Genomic DNA, 19,411 nt, shown 5'->3' with positions numbered 1-19,411 from the left:
GTCACGGCATTTCAGACGACTCCCAGGAAACGCCCGCAGGTCTCGTCGACACCTCCGTCGACGCCGCCGTCACCGGCGTCGCAGCGTCTCGTGGGGATGCTCGCCGAAGCGCATCGCGTACGCCGACGAGAACCGGCCGAGGTGGCCGAAGCCCCAGTGGCGCGCGATGTCGGCGACGGTGGTCGTGTCGGGATCGCCGGCCCGCAGCTCCTGCCGGACCCGGTCGAGACGGACCTGACGCAGGTAGGCGATCGGCGTGACGCCGAGGTGCTTGCGGAAGGCCAGCTGGAGGCTGCGAGGGCTCATCCCGGCGGCCTCGGCCATGTCGGCGGGTGTGAGGGGACGCTCGGCGCCGTGCTGAACGAGATCGACGGCGGCGCGGATCCGGTGCAGCCTCGGGCCGAGCAGGGCCTCGGGGAGCTCGGGGGCGTGCCACGGCGCGAGGCCGAGCATGGCGATGGCCACCGAGCGGTTGGCGGCGTGGCGCAGGAGCGGCGGGGCGGCTCCTCCGGTGATCGTGGGGCCGGCTCCTGCGATCGCTCGCCGCCACCGTTCGAGCGCCTGCGGGGTCGGGCGGGATCTCGGGTCGAAGGAGACGGGGCGGGCCGGAGAGCCGTGCTGTTCGGCCGCGATCTCCTCGAGCAGATGCGCGCTGACGTGGGCGAGGTGGAGGCGGCTCGGGCCGAAGTGGAACTCGAAAGGGACGCGGTGCGGCAGCAGGATCGGCTGCGTGCCGTTCGTGGTGACGGCGCTCCGCCCGGATCCGATGACGCCCTGGCCGCCCTCGATCCAGCCGGCGACGTACTCGTGCAGGTCGGGGATCTCGCCGGACCGGTAGCCCTCGAACGTCGACACGCGGAGGGTCACGTCGTCGTCACCGGCGAACGCGTAGCGGTAGGCGAAACGTCGTTCGCTCGGCCCGAACTCGAAGTGCCGACCCTCGTAGATCGCCTCGTAGCGGTCCTGGGCCTCCTCGAGATCGTGCCCGGACACCTCGAATCGTCGCTGGGGCGCGGTCGCCACCGGTCCTCCGTTCTGGCAGCCCCGGTCGGGGTGCCTCTCTAGGACGGTTCGAGGAGCCGTTTCGTCACGCAGATCGTGAGATCAGGCGCGGATCGTCACCGGGGTCCCGACGTCGGCCCAGCCGAAGACCGTCGCGATCGTGGCCAGGGAGAGGTGGATGCAGCCGTGCGAGCCCTGGGTCGTGTAGAGCGGACTCCCGAGCGGGAACGTCTGCCACGAGGCGTCGTGGAACCCGTCGCCTCCGACGAACGGCATCCAGTACTGCACCGGGTCGTTCCACGGGCCGTTGACGTCGCTGCCCGCGAGAACCGTGTTGCGGATCTTGCCCGTGATGGCGAACGTGCCCGTCGGCGTCGCGTCGTGGACGTTCGTGAGAGCCGAGGCGCCCGTCGTCACCGGGGCCTCCGTGAGGAGCGTCGTGCCGGTGCAGGCCCAGAGGTGCTGCTCGGAGATGCTGACGTAGACGTGCTTCGCCCCGGCGGGGGTCCCGACGCAGGCGGCGGCGGCAGCGGGCGCGGCCGGGGTCGGTGCCGGGCTCTGACTCGCAGGAGCCGCGACCTTCGTCGCAGCCGGAGCCGCTGGCGGCGTCGTCCTCTGCACCGGGGCGGACAGGGGCGCGGAGCTGCGGTGAGCGCTCGGCTGCGGTGCCTCGGCCGCGGGGGCGGTCGCGACCGCGCTGCATCCTGCGATCAGGGCGACCGCGGCCGTGGCTCCTGCGATCGCTGCGAGTCGGCGGCGGTGGCTCATGGCTCCCCTTCGGTCGTCTGCGCCCCGTTGGGACGCACGCCCTACGACGCTACGTCGTCGCACGGATGCGGCCGCACGCCGGAGGCGCTTCATGTGCGGATTCGAATCCCCGGGCGACGCTGCACCCTCGTGTTCGGCCGTCGCGGTGGTCCTAGGACCACCGCCGCAGCCGAACACGAGGGTGCAGCGGGCAGGGGCCGCGGCTACCGCCGCCGGTGGGTTCGCGGCAGCACGATCCGGTTCCACAGGCTCAGCGCCAGCGGCACCATGCCGGCCGACCACACGAGCGACGCCACCACGTCGGAGACGTAGTGCACGCCGAGGTACGGGAACGCCGACGTGACGACGAGTGCCACGACGATCGCGACGACGGCGACGACCGGCTGGTACGACTTCCCGCGGGCCAGCAGGATGAGGGCGATCGCGAGCGACGCCACGAAGACGGTGTGCCCGCTGGGGTACGACGGGTCGGTCTGCGCGGGGACGAACGGGTGGAGGAGCTGTGCCGCATCCGGCCGAGGGCGGTGCACGAGGATCTTCACGATGTCGCTCGGCACCCAGCTGATGGCCACGACGGCGCCGAACGTCACGCCGAGCCGGATTTTGCGGGTGACGGCGATGATCGCGATCACGATGAGCAGGGTGAGGACGATGGCCTGCGCCGGGTCGAAGATCCAGTGTGCGCCCGTCGCCAGGGCCACGAGCACGGGGTTGTGAGCTCGGCTCAGCGCCTGGTCGATCGCGAGGTCGCCCCGGGTGAAGGCGGCGCCGCGCACCACGGCGAACCCGAAGGCGGCGACGAGGACGACGGCGACGACGCCTGCGACGATGCCCTTCGACTGCTGCGTGCCGAAGGCGAGCATGCCGGTCGGGGCGGTGGTGGGCGGCGTTCGGAGGGCATGTCGGGTCGTCTGCACGCCTGACGGTAGCGACGGCGCTCTCAGAAGCGTCTAAGAGCGTGACGTTTCGCCGTCGAGATGCGTCCTACAGGAGACCCCGGTCTCTCCGGGCAACAGAAAGCGAACCAGATGATCCGCCTCCTCCGTTACGTGCCCGTCGTCCTCACCGTCATCGGTGTGATCCGCAAGAACCGCCGTGCGTCCGCTGCGAAGGCCGCCCGAAAGGGTTCGCGTCAGTCCTGACCCGAGCGCCGCGACCGCACGTAGTCGCGGTGCATCGCGGTCTGCGAGAGCGCGCTGAAGGCGTAGAAACCCCGGAGCGCCTCCCAGCCGAGGGTCCAGGTGAGCTGCGAGGCGATGCGCCAGACCGTCGCCCGCGGATCCCGGGCCAGGATCCCCTCGACCTCGCCCGCCCGCACGAGATGGTGCGCGGCCGATTCGCGGGCGCGCTCGCCGAGCCCCGAGAAGCGGTAGCCGTGCCCCGGCAGCACCTCGTCGTCGGGATTCTCCGCGACGCGCTCGCAGCTCTCCAGATAGTCGGCCAGCGGGTTCGTGGTGCTCGGCCCGCCCAGGCCGAGCCCGGCGAACAGGGTCGGCAGGATGTGGTCCCCCGAGAACAGCAGGCCTCGCGCGTCGTCGCGCAGGCAGAGGTGCCCCGGCGTGTGACCGGGTGTCGACACGACCGTCAGGGCGAACCCGGGCACGTCGAGCAGGTCGCCGTCGCGCAGGATGCGGTCCACGCGCACGTCCGCCAGCGGCACTTCAGGTGTCGCGCGGCCGGCCGCCCCGCCCGCTGCGTCGTCGGACAGCGCTGCGTCGTCGGCCAGGTCGAGAAGCTCGCGCCGTCGCTCGGCGGGGACGCCCCACTCGTCGATCAGCCTCGTCAGCTCGGTGGTCGAACGACCCTCGCTCGCGAGCCGTGGCAGTGCGGCCGCTTCCGCCTCGTGCAGCTGGAGGACCGCGCCCGACGCCTCCCGGATCCTCTCCGCCATGCCCAGGTGGTCGGGGTGCAGGTGGGTCGCCGTGACCGTCGCGACGTCGGCCGGGCCGTGCCCGAGGGAGCGGAGGGCCGCGGTGAACGACGACCAGTTCTCGTCGGAGTCCCAACCGGGGTCGACGACGTGGAGCGCGCCGTCGCGGTCGCGGAGCAGATAGAGCAGCGAGTAGGGGAGGTGGTCGCCGGGCATCGCCTGCCCGAGCGCCCAGACGTCGTCGCGGACCTGCTCCAGCGGGGGGACGGTGCCGCGGTAGGACGCCTCGGCCTGGCTCGCACTCGTCGCCTGCATGCTCTCGACCCTAGTCACGGTCGCCCCGGGGCTCCTGCGCCCGCTATTCGCCGGTGTCGCGCGCGGAACTCGACCTGGGCGAGTCGAACGTGAGGTAGCAGGAGGCGGCGCGGTCGCCGGCGGACCAGGCGTCGCCGGAGGGGGTCAGGACGTCGAAGTCGAGGTCCGAGTCGCTGTAAGCCGTGCCGACGTAGTCCGAGAACTTGGCCGTGCACGCGGCGTCGGCGAGGTCGTAGGCGACCCGGCCGCTCTCGTCGTCGGTCTCCGGCACGGTGACGATGCCGAAGAGCTCGCTGTCGTGGGACGAGGTGCACGGCACGGTCTCGACGTCGCCGTCCGTGTCGGACGCGTCGCCGAGGTCGAAGCAGTCGCCCGTCCGGAGGTCGGTCACCGGGGTGGTGCCCACGGCACCGACCGGTCCGCTCGTCGCGCTCGATCCCGACGATCCGGCGAGGCTCGTGGCCGCGAGAGCTATTCCCGCCGCACCGCCACCGAGCACGAGGAGGCCGCCGACCACCACGGCCCCGGTGATCACGGCCCGTTTCGCGAACGACATCGGTGGCTTCGTCGGGGTCGACCGGGCGGTCGCGGTCCAGGCCTGCTCCGGGAGCGGCGGCGTCGAGAACGGTGACGCGGTGTAAGCGTGCCCGGCGAACGGCGATGCCGAGGCGGGTGTGATCGACGGGATCTGCGGCACGGCGGGAGGCGTCCACGCCGAGAGCGCACGCAGGAGCCCCGGGTCGGCGTCGCCGGGCGCGAGCGTCGGCACCCACGAGCGGAGCAGGGAGACGAGAGAGGCGGCGACCTCGGCGGCCGTGGCTTCCGCGGTCACGTCGAGGGGCTGCAGGATGCCTTGCCCGGCGCCCTCGTCGGATGCCTTGTCGACACCGCCGATGGACCACCCCGATCCCGGCGCCGCAGCCGGCCCCGCCGTCGAATCGGCCGGGGCCTCGCCGGACGCCCGCGCCACGGTCACGTCGCGCCGCTGCCCGATGCGGAGCCGAAGGACGCCGGCGCCCAGCGGCCCGGCCCCGTCATCCACGACCGTGCCGGCCCCGGGGAGCAGGCGCTTCAGGGCGGTGTCGACCTCGCGGGCGGTGGTCGGCGGGGCGTCGTCGGTCATGCGGTGTTCCTGTCGGTCCGGGCGGCTCGCGCCGTCGTCCCCGAGAGTACTGGCCGCGGCGCGCGGCGACGAGCCGCAGGGCGGACCTCAGCGCCGCAGCGTCTCCGCGGGGCGCTCCCCGAAGCGGGCGGCGTAGGCGGCGGCGAAGCGGCCGAGGTGCGCGAAGCCCCAGCGGGCGGCGACATCGGTCACGGTCGCCTCGCGGCTCTCGAGGGCGAGGAGATCCGCGTGGACGTGGTCGAGCCGCACGTCGCGCAGGTAGGCGTTGGGCGTCGTGTCGAGCTGCGACGCGAAGGCGCTCTGGAGCCCGCGGACGCTGAGTCCGGCCGCCTCCGCGACGGTGCCGCTCGAGATCGGCAGGTGCGCGTGGGCGTGGATGTACTCGACGGCCACCCGGAGGCGTCCGTTCCGCGGCAGGAGCACGGCCGGCGGGATCGGCGTGCCGCCGTGCGCGAACGTGTCGAGCAGGGTCGTGGCCGCGAGCCGTTTGGCCTCCGAGAGCAGCAGCGGTGTCGGCTCCTGCCCGATCACGGTCCGCGCGACCATCGTGACGGTGCTGCGCCACCGCCGCAGCGCCTCGACCTCGGGCACGACGGCGTGGGCGAAGTCGAGGGGCCCGGCGAGCAGCCCCTCGTGCTCGGCGGCGACGCTCTCGAGATACGGCGCCGAGAAGTGGATGAGGTTCTGTCGGTAGTCGACCAGCTCGAAGGAGAAGGGCTTGCCGCTGGGGAACATGAAGGGGCGGCCCACGACGATCGCCGAGTCCTGTCCGTCCGCGCTCAGGGATCCGGCTCCGCTGGTGAGCCAGCCCACGATGTACTCGTTCTCGGGCTGGATCGTGCCGTCGATCTCGCCCAGGAACATCGACGACCGGAGCGACATGTCGGCGTCGCCCTGGACCGTGTAGCGGTAGCTGAACTCCGACTCGGACTGCTCGGCGCGGAATCCGGCGCCGTTGTAGCCGTCCTCGTACATGGCCCGCGCCTGGTCGAGGTCTCGGCCGGCGATCTCGGACCGGATCAGCGGGGTGGGCTCGGTCGTCATCGGGTGAATCGTCGCACGGCCCAGGGGGCCCGACCACCGGGGAGTTCGTTTTCCGGCTAGATCAGCGGTGGCCGGAGGGGCCGAGCAGCGTCGTCATCGCGATTCGGAGGGGCCGCTCGAACGCTTTCGGCAGGCGTCCGCTGTGGCAGTCGTCGCTGCGGATCCCGACCAGCATCGAGGCCTCGTCGGCGCGCGTGCCCCACTCCTCGACCTCGTCGACCCGCAGGATGCACGGCGCGGAGTGATCCCGATCGCCATCGAGCACGATCCGGTCGCGGAACAGGCTGATGCCGCAGCTGTGGCCGTCGATGCTCCCGCGGCAGGCGAAGAGCGTCTCCGGGTCGAAGCCGTCGCCGAGGTCGCCCCAGAACGGGTCGACGACGTCGTCGGTTCTCTCGGGCGTCCTGTCCACAGCCGGTGTCCGATCCTGATCCTGGGTGAAAACGGCCCGGAACGCACGCATCTGCGGCAGTCTCGACCCTGTTTTCGTGCCGTCGAACCTGATCCGTCGACGGCTATCCACAGTTAACACGCTTTGCCGAACGATGTGGTCCGCTCACGGGGAATCGGGTGCTTCCCGGCCGCTTTGCGCACTGGCGCGGCGAGCGGGTCGAGTCATCGGGGGTATGGCCGAGGGCCCGTCGCGGTGTGCGGCGGGCCCTCGGGTGGTGCTGTGGTGCGGGTGGTGTGGTGTTGTTACTTGATCTGGGCGGTGATGGTGGCGACGCCGACGAGGAGCTGGCTCTTGACGGCGTCGGTCTTGAACGTGGTGTTCAGGAGCTTGGCGGCGTCGGCGGAGACGTGGACGGTGGTGCCGGTGAGGACGGCGTTGTTGCCTTCGACCTGGAGGGGCTTGAGGGTGCCTCCGTAGAGGTTGAAGAGGTCGGCCTGGACGACGGCGACCTTGCCGTTGACGGAGACGTCGCCGTAGAGGATCGAGTTGCCGGGGTTGATGGTGAAGTTGGAGAGGGTGACGGTGGTGCTGCCGGCGGTGAGGTTCAGGCCGGATCCGTCGTGCTCGACGATGCCCTGGACGTAGGGGCGGTAGTTGTCCTTCGGGTTCCAGTAGACGACGCTTCCGCCGGTGATGGGGAAGGAGATGTCGCTGCCGGCGAGCTTCGCGGTGCCGGCGGTGGAGGGGGTGAGGCCGAGGGTCTTCAGGGCGCCGAGGAAGCCGGAGTCGAGGGCGACGGAGGTGTCGCCGCCGAGGAGGGCGGGGACGGCTGCGGCCGGGGCGGGGATGGAGGACGACGACGACGCGGCGAGGTGCACGGTGGGGGCGGCCTGGGCGGCGGTGAGGCTGGCGCCGGTGATGCCGGCGACGAGGATCCCGGCGGCGGCGAAGCTGAGTCCGGTCTTGGTGGTCTTGCGCATGGTGTGTCCTTACGTTGTGTGGAACGTGACGGTTGTGTGGGTGTTGCCCCGGTGTTTCCGGTGTGTGGGGCCGGTGTTTCCGGGGTGTTGACCCGATGTGATGTGTTCGCCGCGGGGCGGGGGAGGGTTTGGTCCGGGGTGGCCCCGTTACCGATTCGTGACCGAACGGGCCCCGGGGAGTCGTGAGCCGGGCATCCTGCGGGCCCGCGCCATGATGGTGGGAGGACGGCCGGAGGAAGAGGGACACGTGCAGAAGGACGCGGCGGACACGCTCGGCATCGATGGCCTCTACGTCGATCCCCTGTGGCGCATCACGGTGCGCCTGACGCCGCTCGAACGCGACCTCCTGCGGACGTGGTGGGTCCGTCGCCTGGGCTTCGTCGCCCACGCAGGAGCCGCGACCGTGACCACGACGCAGTCCTACTCGCGGCTCACCCACTCCCTCGGGCTGCTGTCGCTCGTGGCGCACTTCGCCGAGGACGACGAGGTCGCCCGGGCCGCGGCCCTCGTGCACGACATCGGCCACCCGCCCTTCAGCCACACCTTCGAGGGCGTGCACGGGCTCGACCACCACGTCCTCGGGACCGAGCGGCTGCTCGCCCTGGGCGACGTCTTCGCGCGGCACGGCGTCGACGCGGAGGAGGTCGACGCGGTCGAGCGGGGTCGCGTGCCGTCGGCCCTCCACGGGCTGGTGGGGCCGCTCCGGCTCGACCACCTCGACTCGTTCGTGCGGAGCGGCCGGTCGCACGGCCGCACGCGGGAGTCGCCCCCGGAGACGTTGACGCGGCTCCGGCTGCTCGACGGAGTCGTCGACACCGACGCCGGAACCGCGGCCTACCTGCGCGACCTCGTCGAGGCGGAGGCCCGCGCGCACTGCTCGCCGGCCAACGTGGTGGCCACGGGGGTCATGCGGCACCTGGCCGAGACGCTCCTCGAAGACCTCGACGACGCGTCGCGCCGGGTCGTCGCGGCGATGACCGACGACGAGTTCTGGACCCTCCTGCTGGCGGACCCGCGGACCGCGGAGGTCGCCACGAGCCTCCGGCGGGACCCCGCCGCGTGGCGGGTCCGGCCCGGCGGCCCCGGCGTGAGCCCTGCCGCGGGTGAGATCCCGTTCACCATCCGGCGCCTCTACCTCGACCTGCCGCTCGTCGACGGCCGGCCGTTCCCGCCGGGCGAAGCGCCCGACGCGCGGCTCTCCTACCTGCTGTCTCGCGGCGAACATTAGGAGAACGCGGTCATTCCGGTCGATTCAGCGCGGAACCGCCCGCATCACGCGGGAACGACCGCGGTTTCCGACCGTCTCCGTCGCGCGACGGCTCCCGTCGCGGCCGCGGAGACGCCGACCGTCACGAGCGCACCCAGCAGGATCGCGGCGCCCTCGCCCGGCCGCAGCGTGCCCGCCTGGATCCCCAGCGTCACGGCGGCCACCGGGACCCCGAGCTGTCCGGCCGCGGCCACGGCCTGAGGCCAGGGGAGACCCGCAGCGCGCGCCGCCCCGTGCACCACCACCGCTCCGACCCCGAGCGTCACCCCGAGCGCGATCATCGCCGGATGCGCGACGACGCTGCGCAGGTCGAGCGATGCCCCCAGCCACACGAAGAACAGCGGCCCGAAGAACCCCTCGGTGATGCCGAAGAGCTGCCGGGCCAGTCGGTGCGGTTCCCCGACGGCGGCGAGGACGAGCCCGAGGGCGAATCCGGCCAGCATGATCGAGAGGCTCGCCGCCTGCGCGATGGCCGCCAGCACGAACAGGACGAGGAGGCTGAGGCGCAGCTCCATCGCGAAGCGGTGCCGCTCCGAGAAACGGTGCAGGGCGCGGCGGCTGCGCTCCCGTCCCGGCCGGGTCAGGGCCACGCCGAGGACGGTCGCGACGAGGGCGATGGCGACGGCTCCGACGGCCGCGCCGAGCGCCCGCTCCGGGGCGACCACGAGCGGCAGGGCGACGACGCAGGCGATGTCGGCGAGGGCGATCTGGGCCACGAGCTGCGCGACCGATGCCGACCTCACCCCGAGCGAGCGGAGCATCGGCAGCACGAGGGCGCCGGAGGACGAGGCCAGGAGCACCCCGTACACGGCGGCGTGCCCCGTGTCGAACAGGGCCGCGATACCGATCCCGGCGACGGCCGACACGACCCCGACGGCGACCGCCCCGAGCGCGCCACGGCCGATCGCCCCCCGCACCGCGGGGTCCTTGACCGGGATGTGCGATCCCACCACGACCATGGTCAGTCCGAAGCCGATGTTCGCGAGCAGCCGGAAGTCGTCGACGGTCGGATCGACCAGCCGGAGCCCCGTGGTGCCGATCAGGAGGCCGCCCGCGAGCTCACCGACGACCACGGGCACGCGCCAGGAGGCGCGGGCCGCGAGGAGGGGCCCGAGGAGTCCGACCAGGACGACGAGCGCCAGCAGCGAGAAGCTCACAGGGCTCACAGTAGTGAGCCCCGAGGGCGGGGTCAGGCTCGAGGCGCGGCGTCCTCGATCAGGCGGATCTTCACGTTGACGGCGATCCCGGCGTCGGGGTCGGAGGCATCGGCCCCCAGCATCCTGCGCAGGAGCTCGCCCACGGCCCGCGCCGTGGCGGGCGCCGGCGACGACGAGACGGTGGCGATGTGCGCCGTGACGGTGGTGAAGCCGTCGGCCCGGTCGATGTCGACCAGCGCGTCGGGGCGGCGGAGGTCGAGCGACACGGCGACGACCTCGGCCGCCGCCTCGAGGGGAGGGCGCGCCGGGTAGACCCCGGCGACGCCGTCGACGGCGCGGACCGCCTCGGTGAGCCTCCGGGAGAGGGTGGCGTCGTCGATCCTGCTGTCAGTCATGGTGGTGATCCCGGCGGGGGTAGATGTCGTCGACGGTGATGTCGATGTCGCCGACGACGAGTTCGGTGTGCTGGACGAGCGCCTCGCGGATCCGGTCGCGCAGGAGGTCCACGGTGGCGTCGAGGGGGAGCCCGAACTCGATGGCGCAGGTGACGTCGACCCGGACGACCTCGCCCGGGGTCGCGACCTCGCCGTCGAGGGAGCAGCGGCCCACGATGACGCCGCCCGTGGCGTCGCCCGTTCGACGGACGAGCCCGCGGACCGCCGCCTCGGTCAGGGTGAGGCGGAGGGCAGGATCCGGGTGGCTGATCGGGACGTCGCGACCGGGTCGGATCTCGTCGCGGATCGCCTCGAGAAGTCGGGCGATCCACGGCTCGTCGCGCGCCGGATCCCGCGTGGCCTGGTTCGCGAGGGCGTCGGCGGTGAGCTCGGAGAGCCGTGTCATCCCGCTCAGGGCGAGCCGGCACGCGGCCGAGCCCTCGATGGAGGCGTCGTAGGGGGTCCGGCCGCGGTCGAGGTAGTCGGCGAGCTCGTCCATGGTGTGGCCGTCGAGGCCGTCGTCGGGCAGGGCGTTCGCGTCGGGGGTCATCGCCATGCCTCCATTTCGCGGAGCAGGTACGAGCGGGCCCGGGCCAGGAGGCCGCGGACGGTGGAGACGGGAAGGTCGAGCGCGTCGGCGATCTCCTGGTAGCTGAAGCCGGCGGTCTCACGGAGTAGCCAACACCGTCGCTGATCCTCCGGTAACCGGTCGAGGGCCTCCCAGGCGGCGTCGAGCTGGAGCCGCGCCTCGACGATCCGCTCGGGAGAGCGTTCCGGCGGGGCGGGCGGGTCCCAGTCGTCGATGTCGTCGTGGGTCCGGCGGACCCGCATCCGATCGATGGCCTTGCGGCTGACGATCCGCATCAGCCAGTTGCGGATGTGCGCCGGGCTGTCGAGGTCGCCGAGGTGACGCCACCCGGTGAGGAACGCCTCCTGCACGACGTCGTCCGACTCGATGTCGGAGCCGAGGAGCTTCGCCGCGAACACGCGCATCAGGGGGCCGTGCCGCCGGGCGAGACGCTCGAACGCCAGGATGTCGCCGTCGACGGCGCGGGAGGCGAGGGTCGCGTCCGAGGCGCCGAGCAGCGGGTCGTCGTCGCTGATGATCGCCTCCTCCGGCGTCTCGAGGTCCGCCGCGCGCGCACCGTCCCCCCGTGCCTACCAGTCCCGGCGTCCGCCGCCAATCCGGCTGGCCGGAAAGCGAGTGCCGAGCGGATTTGTGACATTCGTCCTCGCGGGATCGTCCTAACGGTGGCTCGCTGCGCTCCTCCCCGGGAGGACGTGCTCCGGCGGCCGAGATCGCGAAGGACGTCCATGCAGCATTCCCACCTCACGCCCGCCGAGGGGCGCTCCTTCGAGACCGTCGGAACGGACCCCCGGGTGGCGTCCGCGGTCTACGCCGAGGCCCTCGGCGGTGCCGACCTGCGCGTGACGCCCGTGTCGGAGGAGTTCACCTTCCGGTACGCCTCGCTCGGCAACGACCGCGTCGCCCTCCGCACCTCCGACTGCGCCGGGTCGCTCGCGGGAGACGTGCACCACCTGCGCGACTACGTCGTGGCCTGGTTCCGCGCAGGAGCAGGCCTCCTCGATCTCGACCGCTTCCGTCGGCGCGGGTCGACGCTCCCCTTCCTGCTCCCCGCGGAGCGCCGCTTCTCCGTCGACTTCACCCCGCACCGCCAGAATCTCGTGCACTTCGGCCCGGCGTTCCTCGAGGACGTGGCCACCGAGTTCCATGCGGGTCCTCCGCAGCCGGTGTCGTTCGACCACGAGGCGGATCCGGACTCCGGCCTCCTCGGCCGCTGGCGGACCGCCGTCTCGGACGCGACCGCGGCGTTCCTCGAGGCCGCGACGGCGCCGCTCCTGCGGTTCGGCGTCGAGCTCAACCTCGCGCGCGCCCTCCTCGCTCTCTTCCCCTGGCGGGCGTGGGACGTGCCGCTGGTCCTCCGGAAGCCGTCCATGGCCAAGACGAGGCTGGCCCTCGACTTCCTGCAGCACCACGCGCACGAGCCGGTGACGCCGGCGGACGCTGCGCGGGCCGCGGGGCTCCACACCCGCTCCCTGCAGCTCGCCACCCAGCGCCACCTGGGGGTGTCGCCGTCGACGTATCTGCGGAACGTCCGCCTCGACCGGGCCCGTACGGAGCTCCTGCGAGGGGATCCCGGTCGGACGACCGTGGGTGCCGTCGCGCGGGAGTGGGGGTTCGGGAACCTCGGTCGGTTCGCCGCCGCCTACCAGGCGAGATTCGCCGAGAAACCGAACCAGACGCTCCGGAGATAGCCGCTCGATTTTCCTCCGTCTGGCCGAAAAGCGAGTCCTGCACGATGGTTTCCTGACAGAAACCTGAGGGGTCGTGACGTCAGGGGCCCGGGGCACGACTCAATGATGTGACCAGCGAGTGCCGGTCACCGCAGCTCCCGCCCCGGGGGCAGCGCTTCACGTTTGTTGTCAAGGAGAACGCAATGAGCAACGTCACCCCCACCAGCACCTCCGTCGCCAAGAGCACCCCCGCTCACAGCAGCGCTTCCGGCAAGAACACGATCGCCGACGGCGTCGTCGAGAAGGTCGCCGGCATCGCCGCCCGCGAGGTGCCCGGCGTCCACGACCTCGGCAACGGTGCGGCCCGCGCGATCGGCGCCATCCGCAACGCCATCAACCAGCAGGACCGCGGCCAGGGCATCTCGGTCGAGGTCGGCGAGAAGCAGGTCGCCGCCGACATCATCGTCGTCGCCGAGTACCCGGTCGAGCTCCAGAAGCTCGCCGACAGCGTCCGCTCCGCCGTGACCGAGGCCATCTCCACGGTCGTCGGCATGGAGGTCACCGAGGTCAACGTCACCGTCTCCGATGTCTACATCCCGTCGGACGACAAGGACGAGGACGACGACACCGAGAGCCGAGTCAAGTGACCCCGACCACCAAGGGCATGCTGATCGGCGCCGTCCTGGCGCTGACGGCCGTCGCTTTCGGCTTCTGGGCCATGATCCTCGTCGCGATCGCCATCGCGATCGGGTACGGCGTCGGACGTGTCGTGGAGGGCAAACTCGACCTCCACTCGCTCTCCGACACCCTCCGCGGGCGGCGGTCCTCGTGACCGCGGCGGTGACGGCCGGCGCTGTGACGGCCGGCCCTGGCCTCCACGGCCGCACGAAGATCACTTCGCGCGCCGTGCGCCGCGTCGTGTCGGCCGTCACCGCGGAGGCGCTGAGCGTCGACGCGTCGGACGTGAGCGTCGAGCTCGTCGACGACCGCGGCTCCCTGACCGTGATCGCGAAGTCGCCCATCCACGTCCGCCCCCTGGGCGACGTCGGTCGGCGCTCCTCCGGCACGCTCCTCGAGCGTCTCGGTGCGGCCCAGACCACCATCCGGGACCGCTGCCTCCAGCTCACCGGTTCCACGATCGGACGCGTCGACCTCCGGATCACCGGTGTCGATCTCCGCGAGAGAAAGAGGGTGTCATGACGAACCCCGCCATCTACCGTCGCGTGGTCCGCCGCGAGACGCACTCGTCCCGCTCTGGCGTGGCCATCGTCCTCGCCGTCCTGCTGATGCTGGTCTTCGCGTGGCTCGGCACCGAGGCGGTGCTCGCCGCCCTCGGGCAGCCCGCGCTCCTCGTCTCGCCGAAGGACGCCGCAACGGCGGTGCTCGGTGCGGCCTCCGCGCCCGTCGCTGCCGTCACCGCGGCAGGAGCCGTCGTGGCCGTCGTCGGGATCATCCTGATCGTCGTGTCGTTCGCTCCCGGTCGCCGCGGTCGCCGCGGGGGCTCCATCGACCGCACGGCGGCCGTCGTCGACGATCGCGTCATCGCGCAGAGCGTCGCTCAGACGGCCAGCTACGCCGGTGACGTCGACCCCGACCAGGTGCACGTGACCGTCGGTCACCGGACCGTCGAGGTCGAGCTGCAGCGCACCTCCGGCCGTGCCGTCGACTCCCGGAGCATCCAGGAAGCGGTGGACTCCGAGCTGGCGTCCTACGACTTCAGCCCGAAGCTCCGGGCCCGGGTCCGACTCTCCGAGAAAGCGAAGGTCAACTGATGAACAGCACGAACCGGTTCCTCAACCGTGGCCTCGTCTTCCTCGTGGGGCTCGTGCTCCTCGTGGCCGGCGGTGCCGTTGCGGCGGGAGCCCTCATCCCCAGCGTGCAGAAGTCCGTCTCGAACGGGGCGAAGGACGCCTCCGGTCCGACCGGTGACGCGCTCTCGGGCGGCCAGCCCTGGATCCTCTGGGTGTCCGCCGCCGTGGCGCTCGTCCTGATCGTCCTGCTCCTCTGGTTCGTGTTCCGCCAGGGTCACGGACGCACCTCCACCCTCCTCCGGGTCGACCAGGCGGCAGGAGCGGGAAGCCCCACGGGCGGAACTCTCACCGTCGACGCCAAGGTCGCCCAGGAGGTCCTCGAGGAGGCCCTCTCCCGGGATCCCGCGATCGTCTCCGTCGACGTGGTCGCCTTCGAGATCCGCAAGCAGAACGTCCTGAGGGTCACGGCGCACACGCGCCGCGGCGTCTCGCCCGTCGCCATCCGCGCGTCGGTCGACAGGGCGGTCCGCGAGTGGGACGAGCTGCTCGGCGCCGAGACCCCGGTCGTCGTCCAGATCGTCGGCGGTCTCCGCGCGAACCTCAGTTCCACGGCCCGCGTCGCCTGACGCGTCCGACCCAGCACAGCGCCTGCTCGCCGGTCGCCGGTCGCCGCCCTCAACCGGGCGGCGACCGGCCGCGGCGGGGCGCGCTCCGACACGGATGGAGAACATCGTGAGCAACAAACGGCCCGTGAGCCGATCCACCGCCGAGCAGCGTGCTCAGCAGGCCCAGACCTACCCGACGACCTCGCGCCTCCTGGCCGAGGTGTTCGGAACCTTCCTCCTCGTCTTCGGCGGGGTGGGGACCGCCCTCTACGCATCGGCGTTCCCGGACGCGCAGAACGCCACGGGCGTGGGCTTCCTCGGTGTGGCCCTCGCCTTCGGCCTGACCGTCATGGCCGGCGTCTACGCCGTCGGACACATCTCCGGCGGCCACTTCAACCCCGCCGTCACCGTCGGTCTCGCCATCGCGGGCCGCACCGAGTGGCGGCACGTGCCCGGCTACATCGTGGCGCAGCTCGTCGGCGGCGTCGTCGCCTCGAGCGCCCTCGCCGCGATCGCCGCCAACGGGCCGAGCGGCTACCTCGCCGCCGCCCAGGCCAAGGGCTTCGCGTCGAACGGCTTCGGCGCCTCGTCGCCGGGCGGGTTCGGCCTCGGGGCCGTCCTCCTGACCGAGATCATCCTCACCGGCGTCTTCGTGACCGTGATCCTGTCGATCACCGCCAAGCCGGAATACAAGGCGATCGCCCCCCTCGGCATCGGCCTCACCCTCACGCTGATCCACCTGATCAGCATCCCCGTCAGCAACACCTCGGTGAACCCGGCGCGCTCGATCGCCGCCGCGGTCTACGGCGGCCCCACGGCGCTCGCGCAGGTCTGGGTCTTCATCGTCGCCCCGCTCGTGGGCGCGGCCGTCGCGGGCCTCCTGCACCGCCAGCTCTCGCGGACGCGAGCGCTCACCCTCGGCGACTGACCGAGCCCCACCACAATCCCTAGGAGCCACTCATGACCGACGCCACGCGTCCGCAACCAGCCACCATCGACCTCGGCGGGATCGACCGGTCGCACCCCGGTGGGGAGAGCACGCTCCACCTCGTCGGGACGACCGTCGCCGAGACCGCCACCGCCGTGACGGGCGTCCACCACCTGGGCGGCGTCGCGGCACGCACCCTCGACCGCGCGCGCCGTGCCGTCCTCGGGACGAGCACGAGCCCCGGGGTCACCGTGGCCAGCGCCGACGGCGTGACGACCGTCGACCTCGACCTCGTGGTCGAGTACCCGCACCCCGTCGTCGCCGTCGTCGAGGAGACGCGGCGCCAGGTGATCCGCGCCGCCTCGCAGCTCTCCTCCGAGCCCGTCGAGGTCAACATCACCGTGACCGACGTCCACGGTCCGTTCGACACCGACCCCGTCGAGGTCCTCGACGACGCGGTCGCGTCCGTCTCGGCCGCGACCACCGCCGCCACCGACTCGGTCAAGGAGACCGCCGGCAAGGCCGCCGACGTCGCCCGCGACGCCGCGGGCCGGGCGCAGGAGGCGGCGGGTCGCGCCTCCGATGCCGCTCTCGACGCGGCGGGTCGCGCCGCCGCAGCCACGCAGGAGGCAGCCGGTCGAGCCTCCGAGGCCACGCAGGACGCCGCGGGTCGGGCCTCCGACGCCACGCGGGAGGCGACCGACCGGGTCACCGACACCGTCGGCGCTCTGGTCGACACGGCTCGGGACAAGGCCGCCGACGCCTCGGACGCGCACGCCGACGTGGTCGACGCGGCCGCCGCGAAGACCGCCGACGCGACGGATTCGGCGCGGAGCCGGACCGCCGACGTCGCGGACCGCGCCGCCGACACGCTCGACGATGCCGCCAACAGGGCCGGCGACGCCGCCGAGGTCGCCGCCGACAAGGCCGGCGATGCCGCCGAGGTCGCCGCCGACAAGGCCGATCACGCCGCCGACCGCGCGGCCGATGCGGCGGACGACGCCGCGGACGCGGCTCACGACGCCTCCGACGCCGCCCACGACGCAGCCACCGCGGCCGACCGGGCCGCCTCCGACTCGTGAGGGGCCGCGGTTCGGCCGTGCGATCGCGCGGGGTCCGACGACGTCGGCCCCGCTCGGTCTGGGCGGCGCTCATCACCGGGACGGTCCTCTGCGTGGCGATCGTCGCCGGGATCCTGCTGCCCGTCCTCGGCCTGATCGGAGCGGCGGACGCGACGACGATCGGGGCCCTCGACGTCCCGGTCGGGGCCGTCACGGCATCGATCGTGATCAGCTACCTCGTGGCGCTGGTGTTCCTCGCGCTGACGTACGCGTCGCGCATCGGGGCCGTCTCGTGGATCACCGCCGTCGCGGCCGTGATCGCGACGCTGGTCGGCTCCGTCTGGCCGCTCGTCGCCACGGCGCTCGCGAGCGTGACCCAGGTGCAGGACACCATCCCGTTCATCCAGAAGCTCATCGGCCAGGTCACCGGGCTGCACTGAGCGCGGCCGCCGGCGCGGGGAACAGCGCTCCCGTCGGCGACCGAGCGCTCGCTACTGGGCGCGCAGCAGGTCGATGAACTCGTCGGCCATCGCGAGCTGCTCCTCGAGCTTCGCGCGGCGTTCGGCCGCGTCGACGACGAACGCGTCGAGCTCCTCCCGGAGCTCCGCGGTCGCCGGGCCGCCGTCGGCCGCGTCGAGCGCGTCGATGATGCGCAGAAGGTCGGCCATGGCCTCGAGGCTGAAGCCCAGCGGCTTCATCCGGCGGATCAGCAGGAGCCGCCGGAAGTCGCCCTCCGTGTACAGCCGGAAGCCGCCCTCGGTGCGCCCGGAGGGCTTGAGCAGCCCCACCTCGTCGTAGTGCCTGATCGTCCGGAGCGACAGGCGCGAGCGCTCGGCGAGCTCGCCGATGTGCATCGTCGCGAGGAGTTCCTCGGCCGTCATCTCGTCTGCCATGGGTCCATCCTCTCAAACCAACCCTTACGTCAGGGTAGAGTTGGCGCGGCGCAACGGTGAGCCTCCCGATCCCGTCCCCCGACCTCCGGAGCCGCTCGTGTCCACGACCGTCCTCAGCGCGCTGCGCCAGCCGCGCCAGCTCTCCCGCGAGGTGCTCGCGGGCCTCGTCACCACTCTGGCCCTCGTGCCCGAGGTCATCTCGTTCTCGATCGTCGCCGGCGTCGATCCGATGGTCAGCCTCGTGGCGTCCATCGTCCTCGCGATCAGCATGTCGATCCTCGGCGGACGCCCCGGCGTCATCACCGCCGCGGCCGGATCCGTCGCCCTCGTCATCGCCCCGCTCGTCCGCGAGCACGGCGTGGAGTACGTCCTGCCGACGGTCGTCCTCGCCGGGGTCGTGCAGATCGCCTTCGGCTTCGCCGGCCTCGCCCGCCTCATGCGCTTCATCCCCCGGTCCGTCATGACGGGCTTCGTCAACGCCCTCGGCGTCCTGATCTTCGTGGCGCAGGTGCCGCACGTGATCGGCGTCCCGTGGCTCGCCTACCTCCTCTTCGCCGTGACGCTGGCGATCATCGTGATCCTGCCCCGGTTCACGAAGGCGGTGCCGTCGCCGCTGGTCGCCATCGTCGTGGTGACGGCGGTCGTGATCGTCGCCGGGCTGACGGTGCCGAACGTCGCCGACGAGGGGCCGCTCACGGGCATCCTGCCGGGCCTCACGCCCCTGACCGTGCCGCTCGACCTCGGCACCCTGCAGATCATCTGGCCGACCGCGCTCAGCGTCGCGTTCGTCGGGCTGATGGAGAGCCTGCTGACGGCCAAGCTCGTCGACGAGATGACCGACACCCCTTCGCACAAGGGGCGCGAGTCGTGGGGGCTCGGCGTGTCGAACATCCTCGCCGGGTTCTACGGCGGGATCGCCGGATGCGCGATGATCGGTCAGACGGTCCTGAACGTGAAGACGGGGCGCGCTCGCACCCGCATCTCGACGATCGTCGCGGGGCTGTTCCTCCTGGCGCTCGTCACGGGGCTCAGCGGCATCATGGGGCGGATCCCGATGGTCGCGCTCGCCGCGGTGATGATGGTGGTCGCCGTGACGACGGTCGACTGGCACAGCGTCAAGCCCTCGACCCTCAAGCGCATGCCGATCCCGGAGACGCTCGTGATGGGGGTCACCGTCGCGGTCGTCGTCGCCACCGACAACCTCGCCTACGGGGTCGTCGTGGGGGTCGTGCTCGCGATGGTCCTCTTCGCCCGGCGCGTGGCCCACGTCATCAGCGTCGAGCGCGTCGCCGACACGGTCGGGGCCGTCCGCTACGACGTCCGGGGCCCGCTCTTCTTCGGCAGCAGCAACGACCTGGTCGAGCGCTTCTCCTACGCCGAGGACCCCGCCGAGGTCACGATCGACCTGCGGCACGCCCAGATCTGGGACGCCTCGACCGTCGCGGCCCTCGACGCCGTCGAGACGAAGTACCGCGACCACGGCGCGCGGGTCACGATCGAGGGGCTCGACGAGCGGAGCACCGGGTTCCACCGCCGGCTGACCGGCCGCTTCGGGGCCTGACG

Annotated in this window: 24 protein-coding genes; 11 read left to right on the top strand and 13 right to left on the bottom strand. The window is 72.3% G+C overall.

Annotation, left to right across the window (positions count from 1 at the left end; genetic code table 11):
• Nucleotides 1–69: 69 nt before the first annotated feature.
• The 8 genes from AS850_RS16705 to AS850_RS14685 all read right to left on the bottom strand — a co-directional run bounded on the left by AS850_RS16705 (nt 70) and on the right by AS850_RS14685 (nt 7,496).
• On the bottom strand, nt 70–1,023 hold the full coding sequence (locus tag AS850_RS16705; RefSeq protein WP_216819780.1) for a helix-turn-helix transcriptional regulator: 954 nt from the start codon (nt 1,021–1,023) through the stop codon (nt 70–72).
• A gap of 81 nt (nt 1,024–1,104) precedes the next feature.
• Nucleotides 1,105–1,770, bottom strand: a complete 666-nt coding sequence (locus tag AS850_RS14715) for a L,D-transpeptidase (RefSeq protein ID WP_164088478.1) — start codon at nt 1,768–1,770, stop codon at nt 1,105–1,107.
• Between the two features lie 203 nt (nt 1,771–1,973).
• Nucleotides 1,974–2,687, bottom strand: coding sequence for a phosphatase PAP2 family protein (locus tag AS850_RS14710; protein ID WP_123955544.1), 714 nt, complete (start codon nt 2,685–2,687; stop codon nt 1,974–1,976).
• Nucleotides 2,688–2,902: 215 nt separating this feature from the next.
• A complete protein-coding gene (locus AS850_RS14705) occupies nt 2,903–3,955 on the bottom strand; it encodes an MBL fold metallo-hydrolase (RefSeq protein WP_236940751.1) in 1,053 nt (350 codons plus the stop codon).
• A 43-nt stretch (nt 3,956–3,998) separates the two neighbouring features.
• Nucleotides 3,999–5,078, bottom strand: coding sequence for a septum formation family protein (locus AS850_RS14700; protein WP_119869793.1), 1,080 nt, complete (start codon nt 5,076–5,078; stop codon nt 3,999–4,001).
• A gap of 87 nt (nt 5,079–5,165) precedes the next feature.
• Nucleotides 5,166–6,122 (bottom strand): AraC family transcriptional regulator, encoded by a 957-nt coding sequence (locus tag AS850_RS16875; protein WP_119869792.1) that lies wholly within the window; start codon nt 6,120–6,122, stop codon nt 5,166–5,168.
• Between the two features lie 61 nt (nt 6,123–6,183).
• The gene (locus tag AS850_RS14690) at nt 6,184–6,534 is read right to left on the bottom strand and encodes a hypothetical protein (RefSeq protein ID WP_119869791.1); all 351 of its coding nucleotides are present in this window, start codon (nt 6,532–6,534) and stop codon (nt 6,184–6,186) included.
• A 284-nt stretch (nt 6,535–6,818) separates the two neighbouring features.
• On the bottom strand, nt 6,819–7,496 hold the full coding sequence (locus AS850_RS14685; protein WP_119869790.1) for a hypothetical protein: 678 nt from the start codon (nt 7,494–7,496) through the stop codon (nt 6,819–6,821).
• Between the two features lie 247 nt (nt 7,497–7,743).
• Here AS850_RS14685 and AS850_RS14680 point away from each other — a divergent pair, with 247 nt between their 5' ends.
• On the top strand, nt 7,744–8,724 hold the full coding sequence (locus AS850_RS14680; protein WP_164088477.1) for an HD domain-containing protein: 981 nt from the start codon (nt 7,744–7,746) through the stop codon (nt 8,722–8,724).
• Between the two features lie 44 nt (nt 8,725–8,768).
• Here the strand turns inward: AS850_RS14680 and AS850_RS14675 are convergent, their stop codons facing one another.
• From AS850_RS14675 to AS850_RS14660, 4 genes are read right to left on the bottom strand one after another with little or no spacing between them, the layout of a single operon-like run.
• Nucleotides 8,769–9,920 (bottom strand): cation:proton antiporter, encoded by a 1,152-nt coding sequence (locus tag AS850_RS14675; protein ID WP_119869788.1) that lies wholly within the window; start codon nt 9,918–9,920, stop codon nt 8,769–8,771.
• Nucleotides 9,921–9,952: 32 nt separating this feature from the next.
• On the bottom strand, nt 9,953–10,315 hold the full coding sequence (locus AS850_RS14670) for a hypothetical protein (RefSeq protein WP_119869787.1): 363 nt from the start codon (nt 10,313–10,315) through the stop codon (nt 9,953–9,955).
• Nucleotides 10,308–10,910, bottom strand: coding sequence for an Asp23/Gls24 family envelope stress response protein (locus AS850_RS14665; protein WP_119869786.1), 603 nt, complete (start codon nt 10,908–10,910; stop codon nt 10,308–10,310). Before AS850_RS14665 ends, AS850_RS14670 begins: the two co-directional genes overlap by 8 nt.
• A complete protein-coding gene (locus tag AS850_RS14660) occupies nt 10,901–11,347 on the bottom strand; it encodes an RNA polymerase sigma factor (RefSeq protein WP_442856891.1) in 447 nt (148 codons plus the stop codon). Before AS850_RS14660 ends, AS850_RS14665 begins: the two co-directional genes overlap by 10 nt.
• A gap of 321 nt (nt 11,348–11,668) precedes the next feature.
• Between AS850_RS14660 and AS850_RS14655 the strand changes: the two genes are divergently transcribed.
• From AS850_RS14655 to AS850_RS14615, 9 genes are all read left to right on the top strand, one after another.
• Nucleotides 11,669–12,631: a helix-turn-helix transcriptional regulator gene (locus AS850_RS14655; RefSeq protein ID WP_119869784.1), complete on the top strand. Its 963-nt coding sequence runs from the start codon at nt 11,669–11,671 to the stop codon at nt 12,629–12,631.
• A gap of 182 nt (nt 12,632–12,813) precedes the next feature.
• A complete protein-coding gene (locus AS850_RS14650) occupies nt 12,814–13,257 on the top strand; it encodes an Asp23/Gls24 family envelope stress response protein (protein ID WP_119869783.1) in 444 nt (147 codons plus the stop codon).
• Complete coding sequence (locus AS850_RS14645) at nt 13,254–13,442, top strand: DUF2273 domain-containing protein (protein WP_119869782.1); 189 nt, start codon at nt 13,254–13,256, stop codon at nt 13,440–13,442. Before AS850_RS14650 ends, AS850_RS14645 begins: the two co-directional genes overlap by 4 nt.
• Nucleotides 13,439–13,810 carry a hypothetical protein gene (locus AS850_RS14640; protein WP_119869781.1) on the top strand — a complete coding sequence of 124 codons (372 nt, stop codon included), beginning with the start codon at nt 13,439–13,441 and terminating at the stop codon, nt 13,808–13,810. Before AS850_RS14645 ends, AS850_RS14640 begins: the two co-directional genes overlap by 4 nt.
• Entirely contained in the window at nt 13,807–14,382 is a 576-nt protein-coding gene (locus tag AS850_RS14635; protein ID WP_119869780.1) for a DUF6286 domain-containing protein, read from the top strand. Before AS850_RS14640 ends, AS850_RS14635 begins: the two co-directional genes overlap by 4 nt.
• Complete coding sequence (locus tag AS850_RS14630; protein ID WP_119869779.1) at nt 14,382–14,987, top strand: hypothetical protein; 606 nt, start codon at nt 14,382–14,384, stop codon at nt 14,985–14,987. The genes AS850_RS14635 and AS850_RS14630 overlap by 1 nt, the downstream gene beginning before the upstream one ends.
• 124 nt (nt 14,988–15,111) lie before the next feature.
• Nucleotides 15,112–15,894, top strand: a complete 783-nt coding sequence (aqpZ, locus tag AS850_RS14625) for an aquaporin Z (protein WP_236940750.1) — start codon at nt 15,112–15,114, stop codon at nt 15,892–15,894.
• 32 nt (nt 15,895–15,926) lie between these two features.
• Nucleotides 15,927–16,976, top strand: a complete 1,050-nt coding sequence (locus tag AS850_RS14620; protein WP_119869777.1) for an Asp23/Gls24 family envelope stress response protein — start codon at nt 15,927–15,929, stop codon at nt 16,974–16,976.
• A 17-nt stretch (nt 16,977–16,993) separates the two neighbouring features.
• On the top strand, nt 16,994–17,395 hold the full coding sequence (locus AS850_RS14615; RefSeq protein ID WP_119870357.1) for a hypothetical protein: 402 nt from the start codon (nt 16,994–16,996) through the stop codon (nt 17,393–17,395).
• Nucleotides 17,396–17,446: 51 nt separating this feature from the next.
• Here the strand turns inward: AS850_RS14615 and AS850_RS14610 are convergent, their stop codons facing one another.
• Complete coding sequence (locus AS850_RS14610; protein WP_119869776.1) at nt 17,447–17,848, bottom strand: MerR family transcriptional regulator; 402 nt, start codon at nt 17,846–17,848, stop codon at nt 17,447–17,449.
• Between AS850_RS14610 and AS850_RS14605 the strand changes: the two genes are divergently transcribed.
• Entirely contained in the window at nt 17,847–19,409 is a 1,563-nt protein-coding gene (locus tag AS850_RS14605) for a SulP family inorganic anion transporter (protein ID WP_119869775.1), read from the top strand. The genes AS850_RS14610 and AS850_RS14605 overlap by 2 nt on opposite strands.
• Nucleotides 19,410–19,411: the final 2 nt, after the last annotated feature.

The sequence above is a fragment of the Frondihabitans sp. 762G35 genome, from assembly GCF_002074055.1.
Classification (GTDB): domain Bacteria; phylum Actinomycetota; class Actinomycetes; order Actinomycetales; family Microbacteriaceae; genus Frondihabitans.
Note: the sequence above shows the minus strand (reverse complement) of the source record. Positions and strands in the feature narration are given on the sequence as shown.

What these genes read in the sequence shown, in the direction of transcription:
- AS850_RS14715 (WP_164088478.1), bottom strand. Translation starts at nt 1,770, where the DNA reads ATGAGCCACCGCCGCCGACTCGCAGCGATCGCAGGAGCCACGGCCGCG.
- AS850_RS14705 (WP_236940751.1), bottom strand. Translation starts at nt 3,955, where the DNA reads ATGCAGGCGACGAGTGCGAGCCAGGCCGAGGCGTCCTACCGCGGCACC.
- AS850_RS14700 (WP_119869793.1), bottom strand. Translation starts at nt 5,078, where the DNA reads ATGACCGACGACGCCCCGCCGACCACCGCCCGCGAGGTCGACACCGCC.
- AS850_RS16875 (WP_119869792.1), bottom strand. Translation starts at nt 6,122, where the DNA reads ATGACGACCGAGCCCACCCCGCTGATCCGGTCCGAGATCGCCGGCCGA.
- AS850_RS14685 (WP_119869790.1), bottom strand. Translation starts at nt 7,496, where the DNA reads ATGCGCAAGACCACCAAGACCGGACTCAGCTTCGCCGCCGCCGGGATC.
- AS850_RS14670 (WP_119869787.1), bottom strand. Translation starts at nt 10,315, where the DNA reads ATGACTGACAGCAGGATCGACGACGCCACCCTCTCCCGGAGGCTCACC.
- AS850_RS14665 (WP_119869786.1), bottom strand. Translation starts at nt 10,910, where the DNA reads ATGGCGATGACCCCCGACGCGAACGCCCTGCCCGACGACGGCCTCGAC.
- AS850_RS14660 (WP_442856891.1), bottom strand. Translation starts at nt 11,347, where the DNA reads ATGCGCGTGTTCGCGGCGAAGCTCCTCGGCTCCGACATCGAGTCGGAC.
- AS850_RS14655 (WP_119869784.1), top strand. Translation starts at nt 11,669, where the DNA reads ATGCAGCATTCCCACCTCACGCCCGCCGAGGGGCGCTCCTTCGAGACC.
- AS850_RS14650 (WP_119869783.1), top strand. Translation starts at nt 12,814, where the DNA reads ATGAGCAACGTCACCCCCACCAGCACCTCCGTCGCCAAGAGCACCCCC.
- AS850_RS14635 (WP_119869780.1), top strand. Translation starts at nt 13,807, where the DNA reads ATGACGAACCCCGCCATCTACCGTCGCGTGGTCCGCCGCGAGACGCAC.
- AS850_RS14630 (WP_119869779.1), top strand. Translation starts at nt 14,382, where the DNA reads ATGAACAGCACGAACCGGTTCCTCAACCGTGGCCTCGTCTTCCTCGTG.
- AS850_RS14620 (WP_119869777.1), top strand. Translation starts at nt 15,927, where the DNA reads ATGACCGACGCCACGCGTCCGCAACCAGCCACCATCGACCTCGGCGGG.
- AS850_RS14605 (WP_119869775.1), top strand. Translation starts at nt 17,847, where the DNA reads ATGGGTCCATCCTCTCAAACCAACCCTTACGTCAGGGTAGAGTTGGCG.
- AS850_RS14610 (WP_119869776.1), bottom strand. Translation starts at nt 17,848, where the DNA reads ATGGCAGACGAGATGACGGCCGAGGAACTCCTCGCGACGATGCACATC.